At 64.4% G+C, this 12595-nt stretch carries 11 protein-coding genes; all 11 read left to right on the forward strand.

Going from position 1 to position 12595, the window contains the following annotated elements; genetic code table 11:
- Positions 1-23: 23 nt before the first annotated feature.
- The 11 genes from FJ957_RS03510 (at position 24) to FJ957_RS03560 (ending at position 12490) form a co-directional block, all read left to right on the forward strand.
- Positions 24-1007 (forward strand): ABC transporter permease, encoded by a 984-nt coding sequence (locus tag FJ957_RS03510; protein ID WP_140828581.1) that lies wholly within the window; start codon positions 24-26, stop codon positions 1005-1007.
- Complete coding sequence (locus FJ957_RS03515) at positions 997-2529, forward strand: sugar ABC transporter ATP-binding protein (RefSeq protein WP_140828583.1); 1533 nt, start codon at positions 997-999, stop codon at positions 2527-2529. The genes FJ957_RS03510 and FJ957_RS03515 overlap by 11 nt, the downstream gene beginning before the upstream one ends.
- A gap of 63 nt (positions 2530-2592) precedes the next feature.
- On the forward strand, positions 2593-3588 hold the full coding sequence (locus FJ957_RS03520; protein ID WP_140828585.1) for an ABC transporter permease: 996 nt from the start codon (positions 2593-2595) through the stop codon (positions 3586-3588).
- Between the two features lies 1 nt (position 3589).
- Entirely contained in the window at positions 3590-4375 is a 786-nt protein-coding gene (locus FJ957_RS03525) for an SDR family oxidoreductase (protein WP_140828587.1), read from the forward strand.
- A gap of 19 nt (positions 4376-4394) precedes the next feature.
- Complete coding sequence (locus tag FJ957_RS03530; protein ID WP_140828589.1) at positions 4395-5600, forward strand: CaiB/BaiF CoA-transferase family protein; 1206 nt, start codon at positions 4395-4397, stop codon at positions 5598-5600.
- A gap of 2 nt (positions 5601-5602) precedes the next feature.
- Complete coding sequence (locus FJ957_RS03535; protein ID WP_140828591.1) at positions 5603-6385, forward strand: enoyl-CoA hydratase/isomerase family protein; 783 nt, start codon at positions 5603-5605, stop codon at positions 6383-6385.
- Entirely contained in the window at positions 6382-8241 is a 1860-nt protein-coding gene (locus FJ957_RS03540; protein ID WP_181180487.1) for a CoA-transferase, read from the forward strand. The genes FJ957_RS03535 and FJ957_RS03540 overlap by 4 nt, the downstream gene beginning before the upstream one ends.
- Before the next feature lie 10 nt (positions 8242-8251).
- The gene (locus tag FJ957_RS03545; RefSeq protein ID WP_140828593.1) at positions 8252-9100 is read left to right on the forward strand and encodes an SMP-30/gluconolactonase/LRE family protein; all 849 of its coding nucleotides are present in this window, start codon (positions 8252-8254) and stop codon (positions 9098-9100) included.
- 530 nt (positions 9101-9630) lie between these two features.
- A complete protein-coding gene (locus FJ957_RS03550; protein ID WP_140828595.1) occupies positions 9631-10614 on the forward strand; it encodes an ABC transporter substrate-binding protein in 984 nt (327 codons plus the stop codon).
- Between the two features lie 191 nt (positions 10615-10805).
- On the forward strand, positions 10806-11609 hold the full coding sequence (locus FJ957_RS03555) for an ABC transporter permease (protein ID WP_140828597.1): 804 nt from the start codon (positions 10806-10808) through the stop codon (positions 11607-11609).
- A gap of 122 nt (positions 11610-11731) precedes the next feature.
- Positions 11732-12490: an ABC transporter ATP-binding protein gene (locus tag FJ957_RS03560; RefSeq protein WP_210239423.1), complete on the forward strand. Its 759-nt coding sequence runs from the start codon at positions 11732-11734 to the stop codon at positions 12488-12490.
- The last annotated feature ends 105 nt before the right edge of the window (positions 12491-12595 follow it).

Genomic DNA, 12595 nt, shown 5'->3' on the forward strand with positions numbered 1-12595 from the left:
TCTAGCGACGGGAACGGACTGATATGAGCGAGCTTACACACGCTTCCGCGCAGAAGCGTTTCATCGGCGGCCAGCTTCTCGGCAGCAGCCAGCTGGTGCTGGGCGCCATCCTGGCGGTGCTTTGCATCGCCATCTCGGTCGCGGCGCCGCAGTTCTATTCGGAGGCCAACATCATCGCCATCCTGCGCCAATGCGCGCTGGTGCTGATCGTCGCCTCGGGCATGACCATGCTCATCATCACGGCGGAAGTCGACCTGTCGGTCGGCGCCTCGCTTGCCTTTGTCGGCTGCATCGGCATGGCGGTGCTCAATTCCACTCACAGCCTCGCGCTCGGCATGCTGGCGGCACTCGCCTTTGCCGGCGGCGTCGGCCTGTTCAACGGGCTCGTCGTCACCAGGCTCAGGGTGAATTCGCTGATCGCCACCATCGGCACCATGATGATGCTGCAGGGTGGCGTCTATCTGTTCACGCGCGAAGCGGTGCAGAACCACAATCAACTGGCAAGCTTCACCGATCTCGGCGCCGGCTATGTCGGCGCCGTGCCGGTTCCCGTCATCCTGGCGGCGCTGATCTTCGTGGTCGCCTATGTGACGCTGCGCTTCACCACGCTCGGCCGCTATCTCTACGCGGTCGGCGCCAACGAAAAAGCGGTGCGCCTGTCCGGCCTGCGTTCGGAACGGCTCAAGCTGCTCGCCTTCGTCGTCACCGGCCTGTGCGTCGGCGTCGCCGGCATGATCCTGTCGTCATTGATGAATGCCGGCCAGCCGACCGCCGGGCGCGGCTTCGAGCTGACGGTGATCGCCGCTGTCATCCTCGGCGGCACCAGCCTGCTCGGCGGCCGCGGCTCGCTGTTCGGCACGCTGCTCGGCGTGCTGGTGCTGAAGGTGATCGACAATGGCATCATCATCCTCGGCTGGAACCAGGACCTGCAGATGGTGGTGCCGGGCATCGTCATCATCCTGGCGACCTATCTCGACATCATCCGGAACAAAGCCAATGTCCGTTGATTTCCTTCATCCCGGCGAAGGCGCGGCCATCGACCCGAACGTGTCGGCGCTGGATCTGCGCGGCATCGGCAAGCGGTTTCCGGGCGTGGTGGCGCTGGACAATGTCGACTTCACCCTGGAGGCCGGCAAGATCCATGCCCTGATGGGTGAGAACGGCGCCGGCAAGTCGACCCTGATCAAGATCATGGCAGGCGTCTACGGCAAGGATGCCGGCACGGTCCGCATGCGCGGACGCGAGGTCGACATCAAGTCGCCGCGCGACAGCCTGAGGGAGGGCATCAAGGTCGTGTTCCAGGAGATCGCATTGATCTCCGAATTCACCGTCGCGGAAAACATCTTCCTCGAAGGCTATCCGACCGGCAGGACCGGCTCGATCGACTGGAAGAAGATCCGCGCCGACTCGGCGGCGCTGTTCAACCGCATCGGCTTCAACGTCGATCCGGCGGCCCGGACGGGATCGCTGCCGGTCAGCCAGCAACAGATGGTCGAGATCGCCCGCGCGCTCGCCCACGAAGCCCGTGTCGTCGTGATGGACGAACCGACATCCTCGCTGACGCCGAACGAGGTCTCTTTGCTGTTCACCGTCATCCGCCGCCTGGCATCGCTCGGCATCGCCGTGGTCTATGTCAGCCACAAGCTCGACGAGGTGTTCGAGATCGCCGACACGGTGACGGTGCTGCGCGATGGACGCCACATATCGACCAAGCCGATCGGCGAGCACACCAACGACACGCTGATCCAGGACATGATCGGCCGCCGGATCGACAACCTCTTTCCCCGCCAGCGCGGCGCGGCAGGCAGCAAGGTGGCGCTCTCCGTCGAGAAGCTCAGCACGGCGAAGAAGCTCATCGACGTGTCCTTCGAGGCGCGCGCCGGCGAGGTGCTCGGTTTCTTCGGATTGATGGGCGCCGGCCGTACCGAGCTCGCCAAGGCGATCGTCGGCTACGATCCGATCATTTCGGGCACCATCGCGGTCGACGGTCAGCGCCTCGCGCCGCATGATACGCGCACCGGCGTGCGGCTCGGCATCGGCCTGCTCACCGAGGACCGCAAGAGCGAAGGCCTGATGGGCGAGCTGCCCGTCTACCAGAACGCCAGCCTCGCCTCGCTCGGCGCGTTCGCCCGATTGGGCTTCGTCGACAAGGCGAAAGAGCATCAGGCGGTGCAGAACTATGTCGACCGCTTCCGCATCAAGACGCCCAGCCTGTTCCAGCAGATCAAGAATCTGTCGGGCGGTAACCAGCAGAAGATGCTGATCTCGCGCTGGCTGATGCGCGGCCTGAAGGTCATCGTCGTCGACGAGCCGACGCGCGGCATCGATGTCGGCGCCAAGTCGGAAATCTTCGCGCTGATCGACCGGCTCGCCGGCGAGGGCCTGGCGGTCGTCATGATGACGTCGGAGATGCCTGAGCTGCTCGGCCTCGCCGATCGCATCGCGGTGATGTGCGAGGGCCGCCTGACCTCGATCATGTCGCGCGAGGAAGCCACGCAGGAGAAGATCCTCAATGCGGCGATCGGATAGAACCATGGCGCATCGCCGCAGCATTCCTTGCGACACGCGTAATTCCTTCGAAGGGAGCAAGCGATGAGCCTTGCAAGCACGGCTTCCGCAAAAGACCGGCCATCCATGCTGGCGCAGCTCTTTGCCCGGCAGGAACTGGCGCTGCTCGTCTGCCTGATCCTGGTGCTGGCGTTCTTTTCCGCGACGGTCGAGAATTTCTTCTCCGTGCGCAACATGACCAACGTGCTGGGCCAGGCCTCGCTGGCGCTAACCGCCGGCATCGGCTGCGCCATCGTCTTCATTTCCGGCGAGGTTGACATCTCGATCGGCTCGCTGCTGGCGACCATCGCGCTGCCGCTGATCATCATCATGAACGACACCAACTCGCTGCTGCTCGGCGTCGGCGGCGCGCTGCTGTTCGGCCTGATCATCGGTGTCGTGAACGGCTATCTCGTCGCCTATGCCGGCATCAACTCGCTGATCGTGACGCTCGGCACGATGTTCATCATGCGCGGCGGCGTCTATCTCTACACCGGCCAGCGCGCCATCCCCGACGACGCCAGCCTCGATTCCTTCATCGCGCTGTCCGATGGTCGTCTGTTCAACATCATCCCGTATTCGGCGGTGATCGCCATCGTGCTCCTCGCCGCCTTCGGCTACATGATGCAGCACCGGCCGTTCGGGCGGCAGATCTATGCTGTCGGCGGCAATCAGGAAGTGGCGCGGCTGGCCGGCTATGACGTGCGGCGCGTCAAGTTCATCTGCTTCATCATCAGCGCGCTGCTGGCGACGGTTGCCGGTATCATCCTGGCGGCGCGTGTCGGCTCGGCGCAGCATACGGCGGGGCTCAACTTCGAATTCCAGGTCGTTGCCGCGACGGTTCTCGGCGGCGTGAGCCTTGCCGGCGGCATCGGCAGCCTGACAGGGATGGCGCTCGGCGTGCTGATCCTGCAATTCCTGTCGAACGGCCTGCGCGGGCTCGGGCTGCCGACCGAATGGCAGCTGGTCATCACCGGCATGATCATCATTGCCGCGGTCGCCTTCGACGAAGCGAAGCGCCGGCGAGCGAATGGAGGCTGACATGGCTCGTCTTGAAGGAAAAACCGCAGTCATCACGGGTGCGGCCGACGGCATCGGCCACGCGATCGCCGAGGCGATGGCGCGGGAAGGGGCGCATGTCTTCCTCGGCGACATCGCCGATGAGGCCGGCGAGGCGTTCGCCGCGGCACTTCGCGCGGCCGGCCGCCGCGCCGACTATGTCCATTGCGACGTCTCCCAGGAAGCCGATATCGCCGGCCTGATCGACAGCGCGGTGAAGAACACCGGACATCTCGACGTCCTGGTCAACAACGCCGCCATCGCCATCGGCGGCATGCCGGTGCACGAGATGACCGACGAGCAATGGCACCGGCTGATCGCGGTCAACCTGACCAGCGTGTTCCGCGGCTGCAAATACGCGCTGCCGCATATGATCGCGCAGAAGTCCGGCTCGATCATCAACATGGCCTCGGCGCAGGGCCATATCGGCCTCGATGGGTGGACCGCCTATGCCGGCGCCAAGGGCGCGGTGATGGCGATGACGCGCCAGATGGCGGTCGAGTTCGGTCCAATGAACATCCGCGTCAACTCGATCTCGCCGGGCACCATCAACACGCCGATGAACGACAGGCTGATCAAGGAGATCGGCGGCAATCTCGCCAAGGCCTGGGTCAAGATGCATCCGCTCGGCCGCATCGGCGAGCCTTCCGAAGTGGCCGAGGCCGCGGTCTATCTGGCATCCGATGCGGCCGGCTTCACCACCGGCACCGACCTGCGCGTCGATGGCGGGCTGACCGCGGCGCCTCGCTACGTTCCCGAACTGCTTTGAAAACGAAACGAGACATGAAATGAACAAGGCCCTCGAAGGCGTCCGTATCCTCGATTTCAGCCATCTGCTGCAGGGGCCGTTCGCCACGCAGCTGCTGGGCGACATGGGCGCCGATGTCATCAAGATCGAGCGCGCCGGCGCCGGCGACATGTTCCGCGGCATGACCTTCTTCGCCAAATGGGTCGGCGGCTCCGAGAGCCCGAACTTCCTCGCCTGGAACCGCAACAAGCGCTCGATCGCGCTCAACCTGAAAAGCCGCAAGGTGCATGCCGTCATCATGGAGATGGCGAAGAGCGCGGACGTGGTGGTGCAGAATTTCCGCCCCGGCGTGCTGGCCAAGCTCGGTTACGGCTACGAGGACTTCAAGGCCGTCAACCCGCGCATCATCTATTGCTCGGGTTCCGGCTATGGCGAGGAGGGCCCCTATGTCGAGCGTCCCGGACAAGACATGCTGATCCAGGGACTGGCGGGGCTGATCGCCAACACCGGCCGCGGTGATCAGGCGCCGGTGCCGGCAGGCGCTGGCCTGGCCGACCAGATCGGCGCCATGAACATGGTCTATGGCATATTGTCGGCGCTCTATTATCGCGAGAAGACCGGCAAGGGCCAGAAGATCGAGGTCAATCTGCTGGCCGGCCTGCTCGCGCACCTCAACCAGGAATATGTCGCCGTGCTCAATCTCGGCGAGGATTTCGTGCGGCCGAATTCCGGCATCGGCCATCCCGGCATGCAGGCGCCGTTCGGCATCTACGAGACCAAGGACGGCGGCTATGTGTCGATCGCCATGAGCCCGTTCAAGACGCTTTACGAGGTGCTTGAGGCGCCGCAGCTCGCCGTCTATGACGACCTCAAGACCTTGTTCGACAAGCGCGACGAGGTGTTCGAGAAAGTCAACGCCGAGACGAAGAAATTCGCCACGCAGGACCTCTTGGCGCGGCTGCTCAAGGCCGACATCTGGTGCGCCGAGGTGAAGGACATTCGTCGCGCGGCGGAAGACCCGCAGGTCATGCATATGGGCATGATCACCAGCTACGAGCATCCGCGCGGCGGCAAGGTGAAGGTGGTGGCGCCAGCGGTCAAGATGAGCGAGACGCCCGCGACCATCGAGCGACCGGCGCCGCTGGTCGGCCAGCATGGCCGCGAGATCCTGGCCGAGTTCGGTCTGTCGAAGGACGAGATCGCAGCACTCGAAGCGTCGGGCGACATGACCGTGGACGCGGCCTGAGGATGCGCGCCTATCAGACACTCACGGTCGAAACCCAGGGCCGGGTCGCGGTCGTCACCTTCCGCCGCGCCGACCAGCTCAACGCCATGAACCGGATCATGCAAGGCGAGATCACGGGGGCGTTCGAGGCGCTGTCCTCTGATGCGAGCGTCGGCGCGATCGTGGTAACCGGCGAGGGGCGCGGTTTCATGGCCGGCGCCGACATCAAGGAATACGCCGCGCAGACCGCCGCCGAGTTCGACACGTTCCAGGCTGCCGGGACGCGCATGTATGCGGCGATCGAGAACAACCGCAAGCCGGTGATCGCCGCGGTCAACGGCTTCGCGCTGGGCGGCGGCATGGAGCTGGTGCTGTGCTGCGACATCGTGATCGCCAACCAGTTCGCGAAACTCGGCTTGCCGGAAATCAAGCTCGGGCTGGTCCCCGGCGGTGGCGGCACGCAACGCAGCGTCGCCAAGCTCGGCCGCAACCGCGCCAATCTACTGCTGATGACCGGCGCCATCGTGCCCGCCTCCGAATTCGTAAGCGCCGGACTCGTCAACGAGATCGTCGATGTCGAAAGGCTGATGCCGCGCGCGCTGGAACTAGCCGGAATGATCGCCGCCGAGCCTGCTGCCGCGATCGAAGGCCTGAAGGCCCTGACGGCCCATGCCGTGTCCGGCGATCTGGCCGATGGCCTTGCCATGGAGCGCAACATATTGGGCGGTCTCTACCGCAGCGAAATCGGCCAGCGGCGAGTCAAGGAGTTTGCCGAGAGGAGCGCCGTGAAGAAGGCCGGCTCATGAGTGGTGGCGACGATTATCGCGGCCTCGGCTGTGCGCATGGCGCACTGACCGTGCAGCGGCTCGGCGCTGTGACAGATCGCAGGTCAGTTTCCCTCGTCAAGTCGAACCGGCCCCGCTTCACCGATATCGAGGGGCTGGCGGCGATGGTCGGCCACGGCGACGCGTTCGGCGTCGGCGGCCACCACTTCGCCCGGCTGCCGGTCGCCTTGCTGCGCGCGATCACCAGGTCCGGCGTCAAGGAACTGCGTTACGTTTCCTGGGCTGGCGGCTTGCCGCTCGAGCTGCTGCTCGAGGCGGGCGCGGTGGCGGAAATCGAGCTGTGCTTTTCCAGCCTCGACATCTTCGGGCTGCCGCCGAGGTTCCGCGCGGCGGCCGAGAACGGCGCGATCCCCGTCCGCGACTGGACGGCTCTGGCCATGATCCAGGCGCTGCGGGCGGCTCAGCAGAACCTGCCGTCGATGCCGTTCCAGTTGCCTCAGGGCTCCGACATGCTGGCGCGCGTGCCGGGTGCGGTCGCCAGGCCCGCTCCGCTTGCCGGGACCGATACGGGGTTCGTCCCGCCGCTCAGGCTCGATACGTTTGTCGTCCACGCCCAGCGCGCCGACGAAAGCGGCAATGTCGAGATCATCGGGCCGCGGGCGCTGGACTTCGCCATGGCGGGCGCGTCGCGCCAGGTGCTGGTCACGGTCGAGGAGATCGTTCCGGTCGGAGCGCTGCGGCGGGACGGTCGCCAGAGCATCCTCACGCGCAACCAGGTTTCGGCGATCGCCCTGGCGCCGGGCGGCGCCTATCCAGCCTCGTGCCTGCCGTTCTACGTCACCGACTATCCGGCATTGTCGGAGGCATTCGCGACCAAGGATGCAGCTTTGTCGGAAAAGCTCCGCGTACCAGCGGCCGGCCTGCCGGAACGGCTTCAAAAAGCAGCCAAGGTCACCGCCGAGACGGTCCTTGCGATGCCTGCATTGGCGCAGGACGAGGGGGAAGCATCCGTCGACGAGATCATTGCGGCGCGCATCGCCGCCGAACTCGACAATGAGAGCTTCGCCAGCGCCGGCGCAGTGTCGCCGCTCGCCAATGTCGCCTACCGGCTGGCCAAGGCGACGCACGCGCCGGACATGATCATCGCGACGATGAGCTGCGGCCACCTCGACATCGCGCCGAGTCCAATGGTGCTGTCGCTGATCGAAAGCCTCGATTGCGAGACGGCCGTGGCTCATGCCGGCGGCGACGATACCTATTCGACCTATTACCAGGCGGGGGCGGTGACGCATGAGATCGTCGGCGCGGCGCAGGTCGACCGGCGCGGCGGCGTCAACACCATCGCCTTGCGCAAGCCGAGCGGCGGCCTCATCCGGCTACCCGGGCAGGGCGGCATGGCCGACGTCGCCAACATGCATCGCGACTACCTGCTCTATGTCCCACGTCATTCGGTCCAGTCGCTGGTGGACGCGGTCGAGATCGCAAGTTCCGCCCGCGGGCTGCTGACGCCGGCCGAACGCGAGCCGATGGGCTATCGGACAGGCAAGGCTCTGGTCTTCACCGATCTCTGCGTCTTCCGGCTCGACCAGACATCGCGGGAATTGACCGTCGTCGAGACCATGCCCGGAATCACGCGCCAGCAAATCCGCGATGCAACCGGCTTTGCGGTGACATTCGACGCCGATTGCCACGAGGTGCCGGCGCCCTCCAGCGATACGCTTGCCGTGCTGCGAAACCGCATCGACCCGCTTGGCCTGCGTCGTCTGGAATTCGTCAGCGCCAAGGAGCGCGGCGCGCTGATCGCCGAAATCCTCGCGGCCGACCGCGCGATGGTCGAGCGCTGCATCGCCGCGCAGAGCTCGCCTGCCGCAAGCTGAGGAGCGTTCCATGGCAAAGCCGTTGCTCGACATGTCCGCCGCCCGCGTCTTTTTCGACGGCATCTTCACCAATCCGCGCGTCGCGCATCCGGAGGGCGTGGCGGTCCATCGCGACGGATCGATCTGGTGCGGCACCGAAGCCGGCGATCTGCTGAGGCTGGCGGCCGACGGCGGCTCGGTCGAGCGCATGGGCGGCACCGACGGTTTTCTGCTCGGCATTGCCTTCGACCGTGCCGGCAACTGCTTTGCCTGCGATCTCAGGCATGCCGCGATCTTCCGCTGGGATTCCGCGACAGGTCGCATGACGCGCTTTGCTTCGTCCGGTATCCGCGTGCCCAACTATCCGATCGTCGACGAGGCGAGAGGCTGGCTCTTCGTTTCGGACAGCGTCGGCCAGGACAATCGCTCGGGCATCTTCCGTTACGATCTCAAGACGGGCGAGGGCGGCCTGTGGTTTCAGGAGCCGATGTCGTTCGCCAATGGCATGGCCATGGCGCCGGATGGCAACGGCCTCTACGTGGTGGAAAGCAACGCGTCTTGCGTCAGCTTCGTGCCGATCCTTGGCGATGACAGTGCTGGGGGCCGTGAGGTCGTGGTCGAAGGCGTGCGCAACGTTCCCGATGGTGTCGCCTTCGCTCGCGATGGCTCGCTGCTGATCTCATGCTACGAGCCGAGCCGCATCTACCGCTGGCGAAAGGAGCAAGGTCTCGAAGTGCTGATCGAGGATCCGGCGGCGACGACGCTGGCGCATCCCACCAACGTCGCCTTCAAGGGAGACAAGCTCTACACCGCAAACCTTGGCCGCTGGCACATCACCGAGATCGATCTGGCAGCGATTCCGGGCCTGAGCGGCGCTTAAACCGACAAAGGACAAAAGGCGCTATCGCCAAGGTGAGGGTACCCTTTGGGCAGCCGGCGGGTAGGCTCAGGCGCGCCTCTCCGCTTTTGAGCCCATCGAGCTCACCCCGGCATTGTCGTGTGCGCGCATAAAATTCCGCCCAGATTGGCAACAGGAAATCGGTGCTCGAGCTGGCAAAAGCTCGTCCAAGCGATTCATCTTGGGTGAACCGTCCTACTTGCAAGGCCTCTTGGTCAGCAAGCCGTCCACGGTCATTGGCGCATCTGCCGGCGCCAGCGGAACCGCCGTCGCTTTGCGCCGTCTGTTCAAGCTCATCGGTCAAGCTCAGCCCGCTGCTTCGGTTTCGGCGAAGCAAAGGACAGAAAAAGACTTCTTTTTGCGATCCGGGCCGGATGCTCTCTTACGGGACCTAGAACAAGGCCCGCCTGGGAGGGCGACGCATAACAAGAGAGCGGCTGCCGAAACGACAGCCTGGCATACGCCACTCGAACGAGGTCGATGCCGGTAACAGCCATAGGGGAACCACGATAATGAAGACATTCCGAAATCGCCTGATGACCGCGGTCAGCGCGGGCCTGCTGGGCCTGGGGCTTGCCGCTCCCGCCAACGCCGGCGCCATTCGCCTCGGCATGACCACCTGGGTGGGCTACGGGCCGCTGTTCCTTGCCCGCGACCTTGGCTACTTCAAGGAGGCCGGCGTCGATGTCGACCTGAAAGTCATCGAAGAATCAGCGCTTTACATGGCGGCGGTGGCCGGCGGCGATCTCGACGGCGCCGCCTCCACCGTCGACGAGCTGATGAAGTACCGCTCGGACGAGCTCTGCTTCAAATACGTGGTGGCGCTTGACGACAGCCATGGCGGCGACGGTGTCGTCACGCAGGCCGACGTCAAATCGCTCAAGGATTTGAAAGGCCAGCCCGTCGCCCTGAACGAGGGCTCTGTTTCCGAATTCTGGTTCAACGTGCTCCTGAAAAAGGAAGGCATGACCGAGGACGATGTCAGCGTCACCAACATGACCGCCGACGACGCGGCGACCGCGTTCATCGCCGGCCAGGTTCCCGCCGCCGTGACCTGGGAGCCGCACCTCACCGAAGTCCGCAAGGGCGGAAAGGGCAAGGTGCTGATCGATTCCACGACCACGCCTGGCCTGATCGTCGATGTGATCGCGCTCAAATGCGACCTGATCGAGAAGCACCCCGAGGACGTGAAGGCCCTCATCAAGGGCTATTACAAGGCGGTCGACTACATCAAGGCCAACCCGGAAAAGGCCTATGAGATCATGGCCAAGGGCATTGGCGGCTATCTCGAGAAGCCTGAGGATTTCGCGGCCGGCGCCCAGGGCGTGCGCTATTACGACCGCGCCCGCAACCTGGAGTTCTTCGGCACGCCGGAGAAGAGCGAAGCGTCCGACCTGGTGAACTTCGCGCAGGACATCTGGGGCAAGGCCGGCAAGCTCAAGATGACGATCGACTCGAAGACCATCCTCGACACCGATTTCATCAAGGAACAGTGAGCCTTCGGGATCGTCGGGGTCGGCCCGCCCGGGCCGATCCCGGTTTCTCGAACGCCTGAGCTTCGCGCCTGGGTCGGTTCACCGTTTCACCGAAACGGCGAACCTTTCTATCTCTTGTTTTGACGCAATTCCGAACGGAAAACCGCCCTCACTTTTGGTGGAATTGCTCTAAAATCAACGGAGGCCATCTTATGGCACAAAGGCGGACGGCGTGGACACGCCTGACGACCCCATTCGCCAACATCCCCGCCAGCACGGCAACGACACTCGCGCTGGCGATGTGGGTGGTCGTGATCGGCGGCTGGGCGTTGCTGTCCTATGGCCGCGTGGTGCCGAACATGTTCCTGCCGACGCCCGGAACGGTGCTGCAGACGACCTATCGCATGTCGCTGGACGGCAGCCTCTTCTACCACACTTTGACCAGCGCCAAGGTGGTGCTTCTAGGCTTCATCGTATCCTCATTGATCGCGGTGCCGCTGGGACTGTGGATGGGGACCTACCGGGCGGTGCAGGCGCCGCTGGAGCCGCTGGTCAATTTCATCCGCTACCTGCCGGTAACCTCCTTCGTGCCGCTGTTCATCCTTTGGATCGGCATCGGCATCGAGCAGCGCATCGCGGTCATCTTCTTCGGCACATTCTTCCAGCAGCTGGTGATGATCTCCGACTGCGCGCGCGGCGTGTCCAGGGATCTGGTCAACGCCTCCTACACGTTGGGCACCAAGCGCTCAGAGGCGGTGTGGCACGTCATTTTTCCTGCAGCGCTTCCCTCGATACTCGACACACTTCGCGTCACCATGGGCTGGGCCTGGACATATCTCGTCGTGGCGGAACTCGTCGCGGCGTCGAGCGGCCTCGGCTATATCAGCCTCAAGGCGATGCGTGGCTTCCAGGTCGATGTGATCTTCATGGCGATCGCCGCGATCGGGCTTCTCGGCCTGATCACCGACACGGCATTCCGCATTCTCCGGGCAAGGGTCGCACCATGGGCACCTTGATGTTGAACGCATCCTCGCAAACCGCAGCCGGATCAAGGGTAGTGATGACCGAAACCGTCAAGGCGAACACTCCGGCCGGCACGGCCCATGCGACCGGCGATCCGCATGCGACCGGCACCACGATGGCCATCGAGGACGTGACGCTGCGCTATGGCGACGCCAACGGCGTGCTGGCGCTGGACGATGTGTCGCTGAAGGTGGCGAAGAACGAATTCTGCGTCATCGTCGGCCCTTCGGGATGCGGCAAATCCAGCCTGCTTTATCTCGCCGCCGGCCTCAATGACGCGACCTCCGGCACCATCAAGGTGGACGGCAGGGAGGTGATCGAACCGGGTCCCGACAGAGGGATGGTGTTCCAGAGCTACACCTTGTTTCCCTGGCTCACGGTGCGCGCCAACATCGAATACGGGCCGAAGCGCAAGGGCCTGCCGGCGGAGCAGCGCAAGCAGATCGTCGACCAGTATCTCAACGAGGTCGGCCTGGCACCCTTTGCCGACCACTATCCGGCGCAGCTCTCGGGCGGCATGAAGCAGCGCGTGGCGATCGCCCGCGCGCTCGCCAATGATCCGGCCGTCCTCTTGATGGACGAGCCGTTCGGCGCGCTCGACAGCCAGACGCGCGGCACCATGCAGAAACTGCTGTTGCGGGTCTGGGAGCGGCAGCAGAAAACGGTGCTGTTCGTCACCCACGACATCGACGAGGCGCTGGTGCTCGGCGATCGCGTTCTGGTGATGACGGCCAGGCCCGGCAAGATCAAGGCCGAGATCAAGGTCGACATCCCGCGGCCGCGCTCGATGGACGTGATCCTCGAACCCGACTTCATCGCGCTCAAGCGCCGCATCCTCGGCCTCCTGCACGACGAGATCGACGAGGATCACTAATGCATGTCGCCCAAAACCGCGCGGCGGTTTTGGGCGAACGACATCCATAGACAGAGACCTAAGCGCGTGACGCGCTTCAAGAGCAATCTCAAGCAATCACAAATG

It is taken from the genome of Mesorhizobium sp. B2-4-6, from assembly GCF_006442775.1.
In the GTDB taxonomy this organism is placed as follows: domain Bacteria; phylum Pseudomonadota; class Alphaproteobacteria; order Rhizobiales; family Rhizobiaceae; genus Mesorhizobium.